This is a genomic window from Pseudomonas sp. GW821-FHT07E12 (genome assembly GCF_058986605.1).
In genome coordinates, this window is sequence record NZ_JBYSVX010000001.1 from 237,267 (window position 1) to 255,924 (window position 18,658).

Below are 18,658 nucleotides of genomic sequence, written 5' to 3' on the forward strand. Positions count from 1 at the left end.
TCGGCAGGCGCGGGCCATGAAGGCCCTCTAAGCGCTGCCATCCAGCTCAATAGAAGCGCCCTTTTCCACACGGTGGGGATTAGCCCCTTAATTTACTTCAACGCGAATATTTCCGAGTCGCTGACTTTCGCCCAGGCATTATTGGATATCTTGTTGGTCGCAAGCGCGCTGACTTTGGCTGTCAGACAGTCTGTCCAGTTTTCCTCTGAATTAACCTCGTAAGCCCGCGTTATCAGATTTCTATCCGAAAATGGCGGAATAACCTTCATCCATGTCTTTCGATTTGAATGAAAAATATGGAAATTGAAAAATACAAAATTGCCGCTATCCGGAGGTTTTACTCTATCATTGTTATCTGAAAGATCGCGGTCACTGAAGCATAGTCGCTTTTCAAGCAAGTCGTGTGACGCGTACTGCTCTTTCCAGTCCTGGTTGCCACTCAGACAAAAGATGAATTTCCCAGCCATCGATGCCAGATCTTCCCAGCCCCTGGAGATCACCTTTTCGCAAAGATCGGCCCCCTCAGCCAGGCTGAAGACACTAGGTCTATAAATCAACTTTTCGTCGAAATATCGCTGAAGATAAGTATCGATTTCAAGGTGGAAATCATCATAGCCCCCCAATGAGCTTTTGATGTCCAGGTAGATCAACACCGGTGGGTGTTCTTGAGTCACCTTGTGCCATTCCAACACTAGGCCGAGATAATAGTCCAGCGTGGTGGCTCCAGGAGAAAGATGATCGACGGTAAAGAAATTCCTATCAATTTCACTTCCTGGCGTGTAAGGCATGGTGTTTCGCCAGATATCGAATTCCACGCTCATACAACCGCAGCGGGACGGATCACCCGGATGGAATGTTAATTGTTCTGTCGTACTCTCCCTGCGATCGTATGAGTTATGCGAGGCCTTGAAGCTAATCTGACTGTATGTTGGCATGCTGTCATCGCCGGCGCTGGGTAAATAGCACTGATGCAGAATCATGATTATCCGTTGTCGATTTGAATCTCGCTCACCGGCATATTTCCACCCCTCCTGAACTCATATTTCCTGCCATCACTACTCGATACTTCGACTCTGTGCCCTTCTTTGTAAATACAGTTTTTACCACCGAACCACCAGTTATTATATCCGTTCTCCGTATTTCCTTGAGCAAGGATAATGTTGCTGAATATGGCGGGCGGATAATTGCTCGGCAAATCAGCCGCGGCGGTAACTATCGTCAATGTTCCCAGCAGCGCAAAATTCAGATCATTCGGATCATGTCCAAATGTAGTCTGATTCGCTTTTACCTGGCCTTTGAACCAATCTGCTGTTTTCACCGATTTCTTCCGCCCGATTCGAAAAGACAATTCCAGAGCGACCCCATTCTTGATCGTATTTGTTGCGGATTCCAACAATCCATTTTTTATATTATGCTCCGGATCCTGATCGGTTGTAATATAAAAATCCTGAACCTGAAATGCAATCTGCCGAAGGGCATACTGCCTATCGAGAATCCTGAAACTTACGGAGTTTTTATGGTATCTGAAAGGCATGTCATTTCCCGTTCGTGTTGTTCATATGAAATTTAAAAACAAAACCATCACTGCCGATTGGATTTTTTTCAGGAAGATACCGCGACTATTCCCATGCCCACGCTAGACCATTTCCATCCCGGCTCATATCCACGAAATCAGGTAGATGCACGGGGAACGGCAAAACAGGCCGTTGGTGGCACTGTAGATGGACGAGACCACCCAGCAGATGGAGGGAACCTCCGCCGCCGCGCATGCGATGGAGGAACAGGCCGGTCAGCTCGCCGAGGTCGTCGCCGTGTTCCGGCTGCATGGTGATGGTGTTGATCCTTCGGTGGTGCGTTTGCTTTCCAAGGTCAGCAGCGGGAAGAAGGAGCTGCTCTGTCGTTGATGTGAAAGAACATTGATGAGCGCGTGAAGGAAAGCCCGCAATCGCGGGCTTTCCTGTCCATGAGTTCACACGCTCTTTTCTTTACTGAATTCCTCAATCTGTGCAATCAGTTACAGAGTCATCACGGGATGCTTAATCTTTCCTCCCGCTCGCCGATCCAGCCCTGGTCCAACTGGAACGGGACGGGAGTGGATGAAGGTTGTCGCACCATTGCACGCCTCCACAGATACGCGGCGCATTGCGCCGTGGATCGGATTCGTCTTGCTGGCACTCTGGTTCGGCTGGCTGATGCCTGTCTTTGCTGCATTACTGACACCAGCGGCCCCTTCCGAGAGCGCCGCCACCATCGTGGCGCGCTTGCAGGCCCATGATCCATCCGCCCGCGATCTCGCAAGAACCACTGCGTTCCTCACCCGCTCGAACGGGTGCCGCTGTTCGCGCGATGTGACGGCGGCGAGCCTGCGCAGTGCTCTGCGACGGACCAACGCGGCCGTCGAACTACGTGCCATGAGCGGCGATGCCGGTTACCCGATCGTCGTACTCGCCCCACCTGCCCGGCTGGTCTACGCCGGGCCCGCCCTCGTCGATACCGGCTGTGGCCGGCCGGTCGCGCTGGCGGCGTTGCTGCCTGTACTGCTTTCCGCCTCGCGGCAGGCACTGATCGTCCCTTCAACCTGCCCATGTTCCAAGGAGCCATGACATGCAGTCCAGCCACCTTGCAGCCCGCGTCGCCGGGAATGAGCAACTCCCGTATCTGCAGCAGTTCGCGCGCGAGGCCGATCGCCTGTTCCTGGGATTGGGTGCGCTCCTGGTCATCGCCAGCCTCGCCGCCACGGCCTGGCTCGGGCAATGGCTGCCGTTCCTTGCGGTGGCACTGCCGTCGCTGGCGGTCGCGATCGGGCAGTACGCGCTCTATCCCGGCACGCTGCTGAGCCGCTGCACCATCGCGCTGATGCTGATGGTCATGTCGGCGCTGCTGATCCACCAGTCCGGCGGCATGCCGGAGATGCACTTCGTGGTCATCATGGTGATCGCGTTGCTGGTCTATTACCGCGACTGGCGACCGATCGTGGTCGCTGCCGCCGCGATCGCGGTGCATCACCTGGCGTTCTTCTGGCTGCAGCGGCAGGGCTGGTCGGTACGGGCCTTCACTCCCGGCACCGGCGTCGGCATCCTGCTGGTGCACGCCGGCGCGGTCATTCTGGAAACCACGATCCTGGTGATGATGGCGATACCGATGCGCCGGCAGATGCGCTCGGTCGGCCATGATCCACGCGCGCTCGCCCGTGCCGCCCGCAACATCGCCCAGGAGCAGCCGCTGCCGGAAGAATTCCACGGGATGAATTTCCCGCCCGGCTCGCTGGCCCACACACTGGTCGCCGCCAGCGACCAGTTGCTGCGCCAGCACGAGCAGCAACACCGCGACCAGAGCGAGAGCCTGCGCATCCGCAGCGCGCTCGACAACGTCACCACCCATGTGATGATCGCCGACGCCGGGCGCGTCATCGTCTACGTCAATCAACCGCTGATGGCGATGTTGACCGAGGCCCAGACCGATCTTCGCCACGACCTGCCCGACTTCGATGCCGGCCGGTTGATCGGCGGCAGCATCGACCAGTTCCATCGCCATCCCGAGCATCAGGCGCGTCTGCTCGACCAGTTGCATGGCACACACCGCGCGCAGATCCGTGTGGGTGGACGCACGCTGCGGCTGATCATCAATCCGGTCGTCAATGCCACCGGCGAGCGCCTCGGCTACGTCGTCGAGTGGGCCGACCTCACCGCTGAGGTGCAGGTGGAAGAAGAAGTCGCGCGCATCATCCACGAGGCCGCGCGAGGCAATCTGCAGGATCGCATCGCGCTGGACGACAAGCAGGGCTTCTTCCGACAGCTGGCCCAGCAGATCAACGCACTGCTGGACAACAATGCGCATGCGCTGGAGGGCATCTCCACGCTGTTTTCGTCGCTGTCGCACGGGGATCTCGGCAGCCGCATGGAAGGACAACTGGAAGGCGTGTTCGCGCAGATCCGCGACGACGCCAATACCACCGCCGCGCAGCTGGCCCGCATCGTGCGCCGGATCAAGGACGCCGCCCTGGCCATCGACACGGCCGCCACAGAAATCTCGGCCGGCAACAACGACCTGTCGCGCCGTACCGAGCAGCAGGCCGCCAGCCTGGAGGAAACCGCCGCCTCGATGGAAGAGCTGACCTCCACCGTCAAGCAGAACGCCGAGCACGCCCGTCAGGCCAACCAGCTCGCCCAGGGCGCGGCCGGTGTCGCCCGCGATGGCGGCGAGGTGGTCGGCCAGGTCGTGACCACGATGGCCGAGATCGAGCGCGCCTCCAGGAAGATTGCCGAAATCATCTCGGTCATCGACGGCATCGCCTTCCAGACCAACATCCTCGCGCTAAACGCCGCCGTGGAAGCCGCACGTGCCGGCGAACAGGGGCGCGGTTTCGCGGTGGTGGCCAGCGAGGTGCGCATCCTCGCCCAGCGCTCGGCCGACGCCGCCAAGGAGATCAAGGGCCTGATCGACGACTCGGTCGACAAGGTCGCCGACGGCTCGGCGTTGGTGCACAAGGCCGGCCAGACCATGGGTGAGATCGTCGCCAGCGTGCAGCGCGTGCCCGACATCATGGGCGAGATATCCAGCGCCTCGCAGGAGCAGAGCGCGGGCATCGACCAGGTCAATCGCACCCTGGCGCACATGGACGAATCCACCCAGCAGAACGCCAGCCTGGTCGAGGAAGCCAGTGCCGCCGCGCAGGCGATGGAGCAGCAGGCCAGCCAGCTGGTCGATGCGGTCGCGCTGTTCCGGCTGGGCGAAGCGGACGGCGTGGATGAGCTGCTGGCGCAGGCCGCGCGACCGGCTCCTTCAAGAATCTCGCCGACGGCCGATATCGAAGGTAACCGCCCCCCGCGATAACCTCTGCAGCGTCCTGGCAGGTACATGTCCGAAGGAAATGCTTCCGAAGCCCCTCCCGTAGCGCCCCACGAGGCCGTGGAAGGCGACGAGAAATACCTGCTGCGCAATCGGCGCCAGATCCGTGGGCTGCTGCAGTCGATGATCCAGCAACGCTCGCTGGTGACGGCGCATGTCGGCGGCCGTGACCAGTCGTTTCCGACGGCGGTGCTCGACCTGGAGGAAAGCCAGGACGAGCCCTGGCTGATCCTCGACGGCAGTCCGCACGAGGCGGCCAATCAGGCGATCGCCAACGCCGGCCACCTGCTCTGCTTCGCCCAGCTCGAACGGGTGCGAGTGCGTTTCCGGATCGAGGGCCACCAGCGGATTGACCACGACCAGCATGTCGCCTTCCGCGCGCCGCTGCCCGACGCGCTGTACTACCTGCAACGTCGGGAGTACTACCGGCTGGAAACGCCGATCACCGATCCCCCCAACTGCCTGATCCGTTTCGAACACGGCGACGGACAGAAGACCGAGCTGGAGCTGCGTGTGACCGACATCAGCGGCGGCGGGCTGGCGGTGGCGCTCAGCCCCGGCATGCCGTTGCTGGAAGTGGACCGCACCTATTGGGAATGTCTGCTGCGCTTGCCGGAACAACCGCCCATCACGGTGCCGCTGACCGTGTGCAGCCAGTTCAAGCAGATCCTGCCCAACGGACTGGAAAGCATCCGCGTGGGCCTGCAGTTCGCCGACCTGCCGCGCGGCGCCAGCGAGGCGATCCAGCGTTACATCTTCCGCGTCGATCGCCAGCGCAACGCGCGCAAGAGTGGCGTCTTCTGACAAGACTTCTCGCGTCGCCCGCTAAAGTCGGGGCGACTCCGGCCGATCTATGCCTGACAGAACCTTCTGTTGCCATCCGCTGCGCACGCCTGGAGCCGCCATGAACGACAAGACCCCCATCGCCGGCAAAGGCGGCGAATTCCTCAGCTTCTCCCTGGGCGAGGAGCACTACGGGGTGGATATTCTCAAGGTCCAGGAAATCCGCGGCTACGACACGGTCACCCGGGTTCCGGATGCGCCGGACTACATCAAGGGCGTGATCAACCTGCGCGGCACCATCGTCCCGGTGATCGACCTGCGCCTGAAGCTACGCCTGAAGGAGGCGCGCTACGACGCGTTCACCGTGATGATCGTGCTCAACGTCGAAAGCCGCGTGGTCGGCATCGTGGTGGACAGCGTCTCCGACGTGATTCCGCTTTCCGACGAACAGATCCGCCCCACGCCCGAATTCGGCGCTGCCGTCGATACCCGCTTCATCTCCGGCATCGGCACGCAGGAAGACCGCATGCTGATCCTGCTCGACATCGAGACCCTGCTCGACAGCGCCGACATGGCCCGCCAGGAGCCGGCGGAGGAAGCAGCCTGAGCCAACTTGTCGGGAAGTTCCCGACACATGACGACCCCAAGGGTAGAAACGTGAAACGGCTCACCTTTTACCCGTTCAAGTTGCCGGTGACAACGCCGATAGCAGCAGCAAGACCTCCCCAATGGAGGCTTGCCTTACTTGTATCGTCTTCCGGAGAACCCCAATGAAATGCCTGCTTCCCCTTGTCCTCGTCGCTTTCGCTGCCACCGCGTTCGCGCAATCGCAGGAAATGATTCCACCGGAAATGGCTTCGCGTTTCGTGGGCAAGGACGGCATGGTCTGCGGCAAGGTCGAGAAGGCCAAGTACGCGCAAGGTTCGGAAGGTGAGCCGACCTTCCTTTACATGGGCGGCATGTTCCCGCGCCACACCTTCTCGGCACGCATCGCCGGTTCCGATCGCGGCAAGTTCAGCTTTCCGCCGGAGTCGCTTGAGGGCAAGGACATCTGCGTGATCGGCAAGATCGAGCGTGACAGCTCGCGCGCGGCCATCGACGTCAGCTCGCCGTCGAGCCTGAAGCTGGCCACGATCAAGTAATACCTGTCCTGCCTGTTTCCCTCGCCGTCGCGATAGAGCGGCGGCGGGGCCGCGGCGACTGGCCTGCCGCTTTCAACCAAGGAATAGCGTTCATGCAGTGGATCATCAACCTCAAACTGAAGCCGAAGCTGCTGCTGGCCTTCGGCGTCGTCCTGACCCTCATGCTGATCCAGGGCATCATCGCCTTCACTGGCTTGTCGTCCCTCAGCCGCGCCAGCAATCAGCTGGCCGGCAACACCATGTCGAGCGTGCGCGAGGCCGGCGAACTGCGCGGCTTGCTCGGCGAATACCGCAACCAGGCCTACCAGGGCCTGATCCGCGCCAGTGACGCGGTCAAGCAGGACGCCCGGCAGAACGCGGTGAAACTGCACGACCAGATCGAGACCGCGATCAAGAGCTACCCACGCCTGATCGAGACGCCAGAGCAGAAGAAGCTGTTCGACACGTTCGTCGCGGATTGGAAGAAGGCCAGCGCTTCCTACGCCAGCGTCAGCGAGATGCTCGAACTGAACCTGCCCGATGACGCCATCGACACCTTCGTCGGCGAAACCCGCACCCTGCACATGAAGGCGCAGAGCTCGCTGGCGGCATTGATCACCGAGGACAACAACCTGGCACAGGCGGCCAAGGAACGTGCCGAGGGCGTCCACAGGGCCTCCGCGATCCTGACCGCCGTGACGATGGTCGTCGGCATTGCCGGCGGTCTGGTGCTGGCATGGTTCTTCGCCAATGCGCTGGTCAAGACCGTGCGTGGCGCAGTCGTCGTCGCCAACGACGTCGCCAGCGGCAAGCTCGACGGTCACATCGACGTTTCGCGCTCGGACGAAGTCGGCGACCTGATGCGCGCGATGCTGCGCATGCAGCGCGACCTGAAGGAGCGCATCGAACGCGACCAGGCCATCGCCAGCGAGAACCTGCGCATCCGCACCGCGCTGGACAGCTCCTCGACCCCGACCTTCATCACCGACAACGACCGCACCGTCATCTACGCCAACGCGTCGTTCCACAAGACCGCCACCCTGCATCAGGACAGCCTGCGCACGGCATCGCCGGATTTCGACAGCAACGATGTGATCGGCCGCCATGTCTCCTACCTGGGCATGTCCGAGTCCGCGATCCGCAGCACCGCCGACAAGCTTGAAAAAGATGGCGTCGCCCAGCTTGAAGACCGCTTCGGCGATGCGGTGATTGCCCAGACCATCACCCTGATCCGCGACGTCGATGGTCACCACAGTGGCAACGTCTGCGAATGGCGCGACCGCACCATCGAAGTCGGCGTCGAAGAGGAAGTGGCACGCATCGTGCGCGCCGCCGCCGCCGGCGATCTGGACGGCCGTGTCTCCCAGGAAGGCAAGGACGGCTTCTTCCTGCAGCTGGCCCAGCAGCTCAACGGCCTGCTGGAAGCCAACTCGTCCAGCATCGAACAGATTTCCGGCCTGCTCTCGGCGTTGTCTCAAGGCGACCTGACCGTGCGCATGCACGGCGATTTCCAGGGCGTGTTCGCGCGGATGCGAGACGACGCCAACGCCACGGCCGAGCAGCTGGCCGACATCGTCGGTCGCATCAAGCAGTCCTCGTCGGCGATCAACACCGCTGCCGGCGAGATCGCCTCGGGCAACAACGACCTGTCGCGTCGCACCGAACAGCAGGCCGCCAACCTCGAAGAAACCGCCGCTTCGATGGAAGAGCTGACCTCGACCGTCCGGCAGAACGCCGAGCATGCGCGCCAGGCCAACCAGCTTGCACAAGGTGCCGCTGGCGTGGCGCGTGATGGTGGTGACGTGGTCGGCCGCGTGGTTACCACCATGGGCGAGATCGAGCGTTCGTCCAAGAAGATCGCCGAGATCATCTCGGTCATCGACGGCATTGCCTTCCAGACCAACATCCTGGCGCTCAACGCCGCCGTCGAGGCCGCGCGTGCCGGTGAGCAGGGCCGTGGTTTCGCGGTGGTCGCCAGCGAAGTGCGCACCCTCGCCCAGCGTTCGGCCAACGCCGCCAAGGAGATCAAGGGCCTGATCGACGACTCGGTCGACAAGGTCGCTGGCGGCTCGGCGCTGGTGCACAAGGCCGGCCAGACCATGGGCGAGATCGTCGCCAGCGTGCAGCGTGTGACCGACATCATGGCCGAGATCTCCGCTGCCTCGCAGGAGCAGAGCAGCGGTATCGAGCAGGTCAACCAGACCGTCACCCAGATGGACGAGACCACCCAGCAGAACGCCGCGCTGGTCGAGGAAGCCACCGCCGCCGCGCGTGCGATGGAGGAGCAGGCTGGCCAGCTCGCCGGTGCCGTGGCGATCTTCAAGCTCGAAGAGCAAGTCGTCGCCCCGGTGCAGAGCTTCGGCACGCCACGTCGCGCTGCTGCTGCCAAACCCGCCAAGGCGGCGCCGGTTGCGGCCGCTCGGCCGGTCCGGGCTTCGCGTCCGCTGAAGAGCGAGAGCGAACCAGCCTTGGCCGACGGCGACTGGCAGGAGTTCTGAGCCAACGCCGCACACTCTTCCGATGCCCCGGCCCGGCCGGGGCTTCTTTTTGATGGTGTGGCCCTGGTGACCTTGTAGGAGGGACTTCAGTCCCGACGCTTTACCGATAAAGCGTCGGGACTGAAGTCCCTCCTACAAGGAGCCATCGCTCGCGAGCAGGACAGCAGCATCTTTCCTCCCTCCGGGCTTCAAGCCGCCCGTCGTCGTCGCCGATATCGCAATCAAGCATTCAATCACCTACCCATGACGTCCCCCGACGCACCCGCAGACTCCAGGGAATTCGAGTTCGCCGAGCGCGACTTCCGTCGCGTCTGCGAGCTGATCTACCAGCGTGCCGGCATCGCTCTGGCACCGGCCAAGCGCGACATGGTCTACGGCCGTCTGTCGCGGCGGCTGCGTGCGCTGGGACTGCGTTCGTTTCGCGACTACCTGGACCAGTTGGAGGCCAGCGGCGATGGCGACGAGGAATGGCAGTCGTTCACCAATGCGCTGACCACCAACCTGACCTCGTTCTTCCGCGAGCCGCACCACTTCGACAAGCTGCACGAGGAGCTCAAGCGCCGTACCGGCCAGGGCACGCTCAAGCTGTGGTCGTGCGCCGCCTCCACCGGCGAGGAACCCTACTCGATCGCGATCACCGCCTGCGAGGTGTTCGGCACGCTGACGCCGCCGGTCAGGATCCTCGCCACCGACGTCGACACCCAGGTGCTGGAAACCGCTTCGCGCGGCATCTATCCGGTCGAACGCATCGAAGCGCTCGATGCCGCGGTCAAGCGCCGCTACTTCCAGCGCGGCACCGGACCCAACGAAGGCAAGTGTCGGGTGGTACCGGCATTGCGCCAGCTGATCGAGTTCCGCCAGCTCAACCTGCTGGCGCCGCGTTATGACGTCGCCGGCCCGTACGTTGCCCTGTTCTGCCGCAACGTGATGATCTATTTCGACAAGCCCACCCAGCGCGGCATCCTTTCGCGACTGGTCGCCCACCTCGACGACGATGGCCTGCTCTATACCGGCCACTCCGAGAACTACCTGCACGCGGCCGATCTGATCCAGCCGTGCGGACGCACCCTGTATCGCCGCGCAGTCCGGGCCGGAGCGCCGGCATGAGCAGTCCGTTGAAGATCGACGAGGTGATGCGCTACCACGACACCCGCTTCCAGACGATCGCCGCCAAGCTGCTGCCGACCCAGTACCTGGTGGTCGACGACGACACCGCGCTGACCACGATCCTTGGCTCGTGCGTGGCCGCCTGCCTGCGCGACCCGGTGCTGAAGATCGGCGGCATGAACCACTTCATGCTGCCGGAAGGCCAGATCGGTGACGGCGCGCCGGCACGTTACGGCAGCTACGCGATGGAACTGCTGATCAATGACCTGCTCAAGCGCGGCGCGCACCGCAAGCGCCTGGAAGCGAAGGTATTCGGCGGCGCCAACGTGCTCAAGGGCTTCACCAGCAATCCGGTCGGCACCCGCAACGCCGAGTTCGTGCGCCAGTACCTGCAGGCCGAGCACATCCCGATCGCCGCCGAAGACCTGATGGGCATCCATCCGCGCAAGATCTGGTTCTTCGCGACCACCGGCCGCGTGGTCGTGCAGCGCCTGCCGCATGCGCACGAAGCCGAGGTCGCCGCCGCCGAATCGGCCGTGCGTGCGCGCCTGTCCAAGGCGCCGGTCACCGGCGGCGTGGAGTTGTTCGAATGATCGAGACGCCTGTACGCGTATTGATCGTCGACGACTCGGCGGTCGTGCGGCAGATCCTGACCGAGATCCTCTCGCGCGACGCCGGCATCGAGGTGGTCGGCTCGGCCACCGATCCTTACGTCGCACGCGAGAAGATCAAACGGTTCAACCCGGACGTGCTCACGCTCGACGTCGAGATGCCGCGCATGGACGGGCTGGCGTTCCTCGAGAACCTGATGCGGCTGCATCCGCTGCCGGTGGTGATGATCTCCTCGCTGACCGAACGCGGTGCCGACACCACGCTGCAGGCGCTGTCATTGGGCGCGGTGGACTTCGTCTCCAAGCCCAAGCTCGATGTCGCCCGCGGACTGGAGGAATACGCTGCCGAGATCGTCGCCAAGGTCAAGAGCGCCGCCAAGGCGCGGGTACGCGCGATCGGTCGCTCGGCACCTGCAAGGATCACCCTGGACACGCCGGCGGCGGCATCCGGTGCGGCCCGCGCGTCGCAATTCCGCACCACCGACCGATTGATCGCCATCGGTGCCTCCGCCGGCGGCACCGAAGCGCTGCGGGTCGTGCTCGAAGGCATGCCGGCCGACGCCCCCGCCGTGCTGATCACCCAGCACCTGCCCGCCAGCTTCAGCACTGCCTTCGCCGAGCGCCTGGACCGCCACTCGGCAATGTCGGTACGCGAAGCCTGCGACGGCGAAGCGATCCTGCCCGGCCACGCCTACCTGCCGCCGGGCGGCAAGCACCTGCGCATCATCCGTGACGGCGCCCGCTGGCGCGCGCGCATCGACGACGGCCCGGCAGTCAACCGCCACAAGCCGGCGGTGGACGTGCTGTTCCAGTCGGTAGCCGCCAACGCCGGCCCGAACGCCGTCGGCGCGATCCTCACCGGCATGGGCGACGACGGTGCCCGCGGCCTGCTGCAGATGCGTGAGGCCGGCGCCCAGACACTCGTCCAGGACGAAGTCAGCAGCGTGGTCTGGGGGATGCCGGGCGCGGCCTTCAAGCTCGGCGCCACCGAGGAAACCGTGCCGCTGGAGAAGATCGCCGAGCGCTTGATGGCACTCGCGCGAGGCTGACCGTAACCCTGCTGCACCGCCAATCCGTGCAGCAAGAGCCGGTCAGCGACCGGCACTACAGGAGCATTGCCGGTAGCGGCCAGTGCCGGCGGCAGTTCTCCGACCCAACGCCACGAGGGCGTGTCCCCTCCAGCATCACCGCTGCGTTACCGCACCCTGCGCCCAGTACAACCGCATCGGGTTGTCCACCAGCAGCTTCCGCTGCAGCTCGGACGTCACCGCGATCCGCGGAATGATGTCGACCAGCGTCCCGTCATCGGGCATGTGCGATTTCAGGTTCGGATGGGGCCAGTCGGTACCCCACAACACGCGCTCAGGAAAACGCTCGACCAGATACCGCGCGAACGGCACCACATCGTCATATCCCGGCGGGCCGGCCTTCGACAGCCGCTCCGGGCAACTGACCTTGGTCCACACGTTCTCGTGCTCGGCCATCAGCCGCACGAAACGCTGGAACTCCGGCCCGTCCAGCGGCGCGGTCACATCCGGTCGGCCCATGTGGTCGACCACCACGGTGACCGGCAGCGAGGTGAAGAAGTGCCAGCGCTCGGCCAGGTCGGCGGCCTCGAAGTAGATCACCACATGCCAGCCGAGCGGCGCGATGCGCTCGATGATGGCCTGGTAATAAGCGTCCGGCTTGGGATCCACCAGCCGCTTGACGAAGTTGAAGCGCACCCCGCGTACACCGGCGTCGTGCAACTCGCACAGCTCGGCGTCGGTTACCGTATCGCGCACGGTGGCCACGCCGCGGGCGCGACCGTTCGCACTGTGCAACGCATCGACCAAGGCACGATTGTCCGCGCCGTGGCAGGTCGCCTGCACGATCACGTTGCGCTCGAATCCAAGCAGGTCACGCAGCGCGAACAATTGCTCCTTGCCGGCATCGCACGGGGTGTATTTGCGTTCCGGCGCGTACGGGAAGCGATCGCCCGGCCCGAACACATGACAATGCGCATCCACCGCGCCCGGCGGTGGCACGAAGGTCGGGCGGCTCGGCGCCGGGCAGAAATCCAGCCAGTCGGCATCTTTCTCGAAATGGGTCATCACAGTCCCCTCGCCTTCAGCTGCGCGTCCAGACGCGGATAGACCCGCCGCGCATTGCCTTCATACACCTTGCGGCGGTCGGCCCCGGACAACCCCAGCGCCTCCACGTAGCGCAGAGTGTCATCGAAGTAGTGGCCGGTCTCCGGATCGATGCCACGCACCGCGCCGACCATCTCCGAGCCGAACAGGATGTTGTCGATGTCGATGACCTTGAACAGAAGATCGATGCCCGGCTGATGATAGACGCAGGTATCGAAGAACACGTTCTTCATCACGTGCTGGTTCAACGGCGGCTTGCCCAGCATGTCGGCAAGCCCGCGGAAGCGGCCCCAGTGGTACGGCACCGCACCGCCGCCATGCGGGATGATGAAGCGCAGCTCCGGGAAGTCACGGAACAGATCGCCCTGCAGGAACTGCATGAACGCGGTGGTGTCGGCATTGAGGTAATGCGCACCGGTGGCATGGAAATTGGCGTTGCAGCTGCCGGACACATGCACCATCGCCGGCACGTCCAGCTCGACCATCTTCTCGAAGAACGGATACCAGGCGCGGTCGGTCAGCGGCAGGCCGGTCCAGTGCCCGCCGGACGGATCCGGATTGAGGTTGCAGCCGACAAACCCCAGTTCGTTGACGCAGCGCTCCAACTCGGCGATCGAGTGCGCGATGGGCACGCCCGGCGACTGCGGCAGCTGGCATACGCCGATGAAGACCTCCGGGTACAGCTGCACCACGCGCGCGATCAGATCGTTGCAGCGTCGCGTCCATTCGGCGCTGACATGCTCATCGCCGATGTGATGGGCCATGGTGCTGGCGCGCGGCGAGAAGATCGTCATGTCCGCGCCGCGCTCACGCAGCAGGCGTAGCTGGTTGCTCTCCACGCTTTCGCGCAGCTCGTCATCGCTGATCTGCGGGTAGACCGGTGCCGGCAGTGTGTGGTCGTTGAAATGTGCGATCTGCTGCTTGCGGAACGCATCGTGGCTGGCGGGGGCGGTCGTGTAGTGACCGTGGCAATCAATGATCATGGGACGGCCTCGTGGGGAGGAATCACCAGCCAAACAGCTGGGCAAACTGGATGTCCACGCGCAGCCCGACGATCAGCGCATCGGGAATGTCGGTGAGCCGGGTCGGCGCGTAGATCGGGTCGGGGTTGATGACGTACTGCAGGTTCGGCATCAGGCGGATGCCTGGACGCACCGCCCAGCCGTAGCTGAGCTCGGCGATCACCTCGTTGTTGTGCGGCGTGCCACTGCCGCCATGGCGCACGCGGCGGTCGCGCAGGAAGGCCATCTGCTCGTCGCTGAAGTGCGTGTTGGAGACGAATAGCGCCAGCGTGTCGCGATCGCGCCCGCTGAAGGTGCCGGTCTTGACGAAGCCAGCCGCCACGAAATAGGCGACAGACGCCTCGTTGCCGGTGTTCACGTAGTAACGCCCGAACACCGCCAGATTGCGCTGGCCCTCCCCGCGCCACACCGTCTGGTCGGCCATTGCGTACCAGCCCACGCGTGCCCCGTCCTGCACGGCGGTCGGCTTGCCGGTCAGGGCCGCCGAGTTGCCGTTGGCATCGTAGAACGAGCTCTTGCCGCCATCACTGTTGCGGTACATGCCCAGCCGATAGGTACGCGGCAGCCGGTCGTTGGCGAAGCTGGTCTGGTAACCCAGCTCATAAGCAGTGAGGGTGCCGGTGCCCTCGCCCATCGAGAAGTCCAGCCCGTTCTTGCCGGCCTTGTTCAGGTCGTTGTTGTAGTCGAAGACACCGGCCTGCGCGTACCAGCGGTCGTTCGCGTCGTAGCGGACGATGCCGGCCCACGACGAATTCGGGAATGCGGTGATGCCCAGATCGGTGATCGCCCCGTAGGGGGTCAGACACATCGCATTGCTCATGAACACGCAGTTGAGCGGTGAGCTGTTGAAGTAGCTGTTCAGTGGCGTGCGACCGACCGTGAGGCTCAGACCGTTGTCGAAACGGTGGCGGATCGTCAGCCGGGTCAGGCGGCCACCGGCGACCGGCCGCCAGTTCTGCTGGCTGCTGATCGAGTTGCCGATCTTCTCGCGCGCCAGATTGCCTCCGGCCAGCCAGGCCCATTGCGCATCCACATCGGTGTTGTGCACGCCGAACAGCGTGTCCAGGTCGAACTTCGACTGGGCCATCAGCGAGTACGAACCCTCGGTGCCCTGCTCGACGCCACCGACCGGGTTGGACGCCACGTTGCCGATGAAATCCAGGATGACGTCGACGCCCTCGGGCAGCGAGCCCTTTCCAGTGGCGCCATCAGCGGCCATCGCCGGGCCGGCCAGACAGGCCGCCACGAGCAGACAAAGGGTGTTGCGGGAAAAACAGGACACGAGCGCCTCCTGTCCGGCGCAAGGCAGCCGGAGCTTGGATGGATGGGGATTCGGACCACCACGGCCGCGCCGTGGCGGCGGGTCAGACCGGCTGAGCGCCCAGCACGCGGCGGCGCAGACGTCTCGTGCCGATCTGTTCGGCCATCACCTTCTCGTCGAGCTTGCCTTCCCACTTGGCGATCACCAGCACGGCAATCGCATTGCCGATCAGGTTCACGAAGGTCAGGCCCTCGGCCAGAATCCGGTGGATGCCCAGGATCAGCGCAATGCTGGCTACCGGAATCGTGCCGGTGGTGCCCAGTGTCGCCGCCAGCACCACGAACGCCGCTCCGGCCACGCCGGCCGCCCCCTTGGAAGTCAGCAGCAGCACCGCGATCAGCCCAAGCTGGTGCCACACGGTCAGTTCGGTGTTGGTGGCCTGTGCCAGGAACAGCGCGACCGTGGTCAGGTACAGGCAGGTGCCGTCGAGGTTGAACGAGTAACCGGCCGGGATCACGAAACCGACCACGCCCTCTTCGCAGCCGAGCTTCTTCATCTTCTCGATCAGGCGCGGCAGCACCGTCTCGGTCGAGGTGGTCGCGGCCACGATCACGATCTCATCGCGCAGGTAGCCCAGCAGCCGCCACAGGCTGGCACCGGTCCACCAGCACACGCTGCCGAGTACCAGCACAGTGAACAGACCACAGACAATGAAGAATTCGATGATCAGCTCGCCCAGCGACAGCAGCGAACCGGCGCCGAACTGGCCCACGGTGAAGGCGATCGCACCGAACGCACCGATCGGCGCGAAATACATGATGTAGCCGATGATCTTGAACAACGCGCTGGACGTGCCTTCGATCACCTTCATCACCGGCGCGCCGCGCTCGCCGACCGAGGCCAACGCCACGCCGAACAGCACCGCGACGAACAACACCTGCAGCACGTGCGCCTCGGTGAACGCGCTGACCAGCGTGGTGGGGATGATCGCCATGATGTAGGACACGATCGACTGGTCGTGCGCGGTATGCACGTAGCCCTGGATACTGGCCATGTCGATGCTGGCCGGGTCGATGTTCATGCCCGCCCCCGGCTTCCACAGATCGACCGCCACCAGACCGACGATCAGCGCGAGGATGGTGATCGCCTCGAAGTAGATCAACGACTTCAGCGCCAACCGGCCGACGCTGCGCATGTCGCGCATGCCGGCGATGCCATGTACCACGGTGACGAAGATGATCGGCCCGATCATCATCCGGATCAGCTTGATGAACGCATCGCCGAACGGCTTCATCGCCGAGCCCCAATCGGGCTGCAGCCATCCCAGCAGCACACCGATCAGCGTGCCGGCCAACACCTGGAACCACAACTGTCCAAAAATGCCGAAGCGGCCCGGCCGCTTCTCTACAACGGTCATATCAACCCTCCCAGGTTGCCAAGGATAGAAAGGCGTCGCCTGTTCAATCGAACAGGACGCCGTCGAACAGCTTCCGGGCGGTGCGCAGCACCGCCGCCCTGGACACGCTCCCATCGGTATCCAGCTCGATCACACAGCCCGTGGCGCCGCTCGGGTGCTCGACCGCGAGGGTCTGCACCGACCCACCGGGCAGTACCGCCAGCGCATGCGCGGGCGAACCGGGCAGCAGGCAGGCGGTGGCCACCGTCACCGCCCCCAGCACCCCGATCGAGGCATGGCAACGGTGCGGGATGAACGAGCGCACGCTGATCGCCCCGCCCGCGCGTGGCGCAGCCACCAGCATCATCTTCGGCACCGATTGCGCGGTTACCTCGCCCAAGCCCATCCGCGGACCGGCCTGAAGGCGGATGTCTTCCAACCGCGCCTTCAATGCGCTGTCGCCATCGAGAGTGGCGCGGTCCTCGTAGCCGCTGATGCCCAGGTCGGCCGCACGCACGACCACACACGGCATCCCGTTATCGATCAGCGTCGCCTCCACGCCCGCGACGACGTCCACCGCGTTGCCGGTCGGCAGCAGTGCGCCGCAGCTCGAGCCCGCGGTACCTTCGAAGGCCAGTGGCACGGGCGCTGCAGTCCCCGGCACACCATCGATGCGGGCGTCACCGTCGTACGCGACCCGTCCACCGGGCGTCTGCACCGTGGCGGTGGCGACGGTGCCGGTGTTGACCATGAAGATGCGTACCTCGGTCCGCTCAGCCGCGACCTCGACCAGCCCGCGTTCGATCGCGAACGGGCCGACGCCGGCCAGCATGTTGCCGCAGTTCTGCGCATCGCTGACCACGGCCTGGTCGACGAACACCTGCAGGAACAGGTAATCCACGTAGGCGTCGGGCCGTGACGAACGCGAAACCACCGCGACCTTGGAAGTCAACGGATCGCCGCCGCCCATGCCGTCGATCTGGCGTGCGTCGGGCGAGCCGTAGGCGCGCAGCAGGAAGGCGTCGCGCGCGTCGGCCGCTGCCGGCAACGTCTCGGCCAGGAAGAACCCGCCCTTGGACGTTCCGCCCCGCATCCACATCGCGCGCACGCCGTCACTCATAGCGCAGGCCCTTGGTCGCCAGCTGCTCGCGCATGGCATAGATGTCCAGGCCCAGCTCGCCGCGCGCCAGCCGTATCCGCTTGTCGGCTTCGCGTGCCTCGCGCGCCTGCGCTTCGGCGGCCACGCGAGCGGCGTCGGCGCGCGGCACGATGCACACACCATCATCGTCGGCGACCACGACGTCGCCCGGCTGTACCAGGGCGCCCGCACAGACCACCGGCACGTTCACCGAACCTAGCGTCTCCTTGACCGTGCCCTGTGCATGGATCGCGCGGCTCCACACCGGGAACGCCATCGCGGTCAGCTCACGCACATCGCGGACGCCGGCATCGATCACCAGACCGCGGCAGCCACGCGCCTGCGCCGAAGTCGCCAGCAGATCGCCAAAGTAGCCATCGGTGCACTCACTGGTGGGCGCCACCACCAGCACGTCGCCCTCGGCGAGCTGCTCGATGGCCACGTGCATCATCCAGTTGTCGCCCGGCGGCACCGACACCGTCACCGCGCTGCCGGCGATGCGGGCGCCGGCATGGACCGGACGCAGCCGCGGGTGCAGCAGGCCATGCCGCCCCTGGGCTTCATGGACGGTGGCGACACCGGCCTCGGCCAGCGCCTGGATCAGCGCCGGCTCGGCGCGCTCGATGCGGGTCACAACGCGGGACATCCATCCATCCTTCTTTCGGGATGGCGCAGTCTGTTCTGGCAATCATGGGGCCTCAAGATCGTTTTCCGTGAGGGACATTCAACTTGGTTATAGTT

Annotated in this window: 17 protein-coding genes and 2 pseudogenes; 11 read left to right on the forward strand and 8 right to left on the reverse strand. The window is 64.1% G+C overall.

Annotated features, from left to right (window positions below; translation table 11 throughout):
* Window positions 1-92: 92 nt before the first annotated feature.
* Together AC3WJE_RS01100 and AC3WJE_RS01105 are read right to left on the reverse strand one after the other, a co-directional pair.
* Window positions 93-980, reverse strand: coding sequence for a Ca2+-dependent phosphoinositide-specific phospholipase C (locus tag AC3WJE_RS01100; protein WP_493728914.1), 888 nt, complete (start codon window positions 978-980; stop codon window positions 93-95).
* A gap of 2 nt (window positions 981-982) precedes the next feature.
* Complete coding sequence (locus AC3WJE_RS01105) at window positions 983-1,534, reverse strand: hypothetical protein (RefSeq protein ID WP_493728915.1); 552 nt, start codon at window positions 1,532-1,534, stop codon at window positions 983-985.
* Window positions 1,535-1,721: 187 nt separating this feature from the next.
* On the opposite strand from AC3WJE_RS01105, the gene AC3WJE_RS01110 reads away from it, so the two are divergent.
* The 11 genes and pseudogenes from AC3WJE_RS01110 to AC3WJE_RS01160 all read left to right on the forward strand — a co-directional run bounded on the left by AC3WJE_RS01110 (window position 1,722) and on the right by AC3WJE_RS01160 (window position 12,017).
* Window positions 1,722-1,904: a hypothetical protein gene (locus AC3WJE_RS01110; protein ID WP_493728916.1), complete on the forward strand. Its 183-nt coding sequence runs from the start codon at window positions 1,722-1,724 to the stop codon at window positions 1,902-1,904.
* A 192-nt stretch (window positions 1,905-2,096) separates the two neighbouring features.
* Window positions 2,097-2,603, forward strand: a complete 507-nt coding sequence (locus tag AC3WJE_RS01115) for a hypothetical protein (protein WP_493728917.1) — start codon at window positions 2,097-2,099, stop codon at window positions 2,601-2,603.
* Between the two features lie 835 nt (window positions 2,604-3,438).
* Complete coding sequence (locus tag AC3WJE_RS01120) at window positions 3,439-4,833, forward strand: methyl-accepting chemotaxis protein (protein ID WP_493729024.1); 1,395 nt, start codon at window positions 3,439-3,441, stop codon at window positions 4,831-4,833.
* Window positions 4,834-4,857: 24 nt separating this feature from the next.
* Window positions 4,858-5,652 (forward strand): flagellar brake protein, encoded by a 795-nt coding sequence (locus tag AC3WJE_RS01125; RefSeq protein WP_493728918.1) that lies wholly within the window; start codon window positions 4,858-4,860, stop codon window positions 5,650-5,652.
* Between the two features lie 100 nt (window positions 5,653-5,752).
* On the forward strand, window positions 5,753-6,238 hold the full coding sequence (locus tag AC3WJE_RS01130; protein ID WP_493728919.1) for a chemotaxis protein CheW: 486 nt from the start codon (window positions 5,753-5,755) through the stop codon (window positions 6,236-6,238).
* A gap of 163 nt (window positions 6,239-6,401) precedes the next feature.
* Window positions 6,402-6,773 (forward strand): hypothetical protein, encoded by a 372-nt coding sequence (locus tag AC3WJE_RS01135; protein ID WP_493728920.1) that lies wholly within the window; start codon window positions 6,402-6,404, stop codon window positions 6,771-6,773.
* Between the two features lie 92 nt (window positions 6,774-6,865).
* Window positions 6,866-8,299, forward strand: a pseudogene (locus AC3WJE_RS01140) (MCP four helix bundle domain-containing protein); the annotation flags it as partial.
* Between the two features lie 69 nt (window positions 8,300-8,368).
* Window positions 8,369-9,250 (forward strand): annotated as a pseudogene (locus tag AC3WJE_RS01145) (methyl-accepting chemotaxis protein); the annotation flags it as partial.
* A 243-nt stretch (window positions 9,251-9,493) separates the two neighbouring features.
* A complete protein-coding gene (locus tag AC3WJE_RS01150) occupies window positions 9,494-10,357 on the forward strand; it encodes a CheR family methyltransferase (RefSeq protein ID WP_493728921.1) in 864 nt (287 codons plus the stop codon).
* Window positions 10,354-10,950, forward strand: coding sequence for a chemoreceptor glutamine deamidase CheD (gene cheD / locus AC3WJE_RS01155; RefSeq protein ID WP_493728922.1), 597 nt, complete (start codon window positions 10,354-10,356; stop codon window positions 10,948-10,950). Before AC3WJE_RS01150 ends, cheD begins: the two co-directional genes overlap by 4 nt.
* Window positions 10,947-12,017: a protein-glutamate methylesterase/protein-glutamine glutaminase gene (locus tag AC3WJE_RS01160; RefSeq protein ID WP_493728923.1), complete on the forward strand. Its 1,071-nt coding sequence runs from the start codon at window positions 10,947-10,949 to the stop codon at window positions 12,015-12,017. Before cheD ends, AC3WJE_RS01160 begins: the two co-directional genes overlap by 4 nt.
* A gap of 135 nt (window positions 12,018-12,152) precedes the next feature.
* Here the strand turns inward: AC3WJE_RS01160 and AC3WJE_RS01165 are convergent, their stop codons facing one another.
* From AC3WJE_RS01165 to AC3WJE_RS01190, 6 genes are all read right to left on the reverse strand, one after another.
* Window positions 12,153-13,061 (reverse strand): amidohydrolase family protein, encoded by a 909-nt coding sequence (locus tag AC3WJE_RS01165; protein WP_493728924.1) that lies wholly within the window; start codon window positions 13,059-13,061, stop codon window positions 12,153-12,155.
* Window positions 13,061-14,083: an amidohydrolase family protein gene (locus AC3WJE_RS01170; protein WP_493728925.1), complete on the reverse strand. Its 1,023-nt coding sequence runs from the start codon at window positions 14,081-14,083 to the stop codon at window positions 13,061-13,063. The genes AC3WJE_RS01165 and AC3WJE_RS01170 overlap by 1 nt, the downstream gene beginning before the upstream one ends.
* 22 nt (window positions 14,084-14,105) lie before the next feature.
* Window positions 14,106-15,404, reverse strand: coding sequence for a carbohydrate porin (locus AC3WJE_RS01175; RefSeq protein WP_493728926.1), 1,299 nt, complete (start codon window positions 15,402-15,404; stop codon window positions 14,106-14,108).
* 82 nt (window positions 15,405-15,486) lie between these two features.
* Window positions 15,487-16,800 carry a C4-dicarboxylate transporter DctA gene (dctA, locus tag AC3WJE_RS01180; RefSeq protein ID WP_493728927.1) on the reverse strand — a complete coding sequence of 438 codons (1,314 nt, stop codon included), beginning with the start codon at window positions 16,798-16,800 and terminating at the stop codon, window positions 15,487-15,489.
* A gap of 43 nt (window positions 16,801-16,843) precedes the next feature.
* Window positions 16,844-17,899 (reverse strand): 4-oxalomesaconate tautomerase, encoded by a 1,056-nt coding sequence (locus tag AC3WJE_RS01185; protein WP_493728928.1) that lies wholly within the window; start codon window positions 17,897-17,899, stop codon window positions 16,844-16,846.
* Window positions 17,892-18,563: a 4-carboxy-4-hydroxy-2-oxoadipate aldolase/oxaloacetate decarboxylase gene (locus tag AC3WJE_RS01190; RefSeq protein WP_493728929.1), complete on the reverse strand. Its 672-nt coding sequence runs from the start codon at window positions 18,561-18,563 to the stop codon at window positions 17,892-17,894. Before AC3WJE_RS01190 ends, AC3WJE_RS01185 begins: the two co-directional genes overlap by 8 nt.
* Window positions 18,564-18,658: the final 95 nt, after the last annotated feature.

Bases quoted from the DNA above. Each gene is read 5' to 3' on its own strand.
- AC3WJE_RS01100 (WP_493728914.1), bottom strand. From the start codon at position 980: ATGATTCTGCATCAGTGCTATTTACCCAGCGCCGGCGATGACAGCATG.
- AC3WJE_RS01105 (WP_493728915.1), bottom strand. From the start codon at position 1,534: ATGCCTTTCAGATACCATAAAAACTCCGTAAGTTTCAGGATTCTCGAT.
- AC3WJE_RS01110 (WP_493728916.1), top strand. From the start codon at position 1,722: ATGGACGAGACCACCCAGCAGATGGAGGGAACCTCCGCCGCCGCGCAT.
- AC3WJE_RS01115 (WP_493728917.1), top strand. From the start codon at position 2,097: ATGAAGGTTGTCGCACCATTGCACGCCTCCACAGATACGCGGCGCATT.
- AC3WJE_RS01120 (WP_493729024.1), top strand. From the start codon at position 3,439: ATGTTGACCGAGGCCCAGACCGATCTTCGCCACGACCTGCCCGACTTC.
- AC3WJE_RS01125 (WP_493728918.1), top strand. From the start codon at position 4,858: ATGTCCGAAGGAAATGCTTCCGAAGCCCCTCCCGTAGCGCCCCACGAG.
- AC3WJE_RS01130 (WP_493728919.1), top strand. From the start codon at position 5,753: ATGAACGACAAGACCCCCATCGCCGGCAAAGGCGGCGAATTCCTCAGC.
- AC3WJE_RS01135 (WP_493728920.1), top strand. From the start codon at position 6,402: ATGAAATGCCTGCTTCCCCTTGTCCTCGTCGCTTTCGCTGCCACCGCG.
- AC3WJE_RS01150 (WP_493728921.1), top strand. From the start codon at position 9,494: ATGACGTCCCCCGACGCACCCGCAGACTCCAGGGAATTCGAGTTCGCC.
- cheD (WP_493728922.1), top strand. From the start codon at position 10,354: ATGAGCAGTCCGTTGAAGATCGACGAGGTGATGCGCTACCACGACACC.
- AC3WJE_RS01160 (WP_493728923.1), top strand. From the start codon at position 10,947: ATGATCGAGACGCCTGTACGCGTATTGATCGTCGACGACTCGGCGGTC.
- AC3WJE_RS01165 (WP_493728924.1), bottom strand. From the start codon at position 13,061: ATGACCCATTTCGAGAAAGATGCCGACTGGCTGGATTTCTGCCCGGCG.
- AC3WJE_RS01170 (WP_493728925.1), bottom strand. From the start codon at position 14,083: ATGATCATTGATTGCCACGGTCACTACACGACCGCCCCCGCCAGCCAC.
- dctA (WP_493728927.1), bottom strand. From the start codon at position 16,800: ATGACCGTTGTAGAGAAGCGGCCGGGCCGCTTCGGCATTTTTGGACAG.
- AC3WJE_RS01185 (WP_493728928.1), bottom strand. From the start codon at position 17,899: ATGAGTGACGGCGTGCGCGCGATGTGGATGCGGGGCGGAACGTCCAAG.
- AC3WJE_RS01190 (WP_493728929.1), bottom strand. From the start codon at position 18,563: ATGTCCCGCGTTGTGACCCGCATCGAGCGCGCCGAGCCGGCGCTGATC.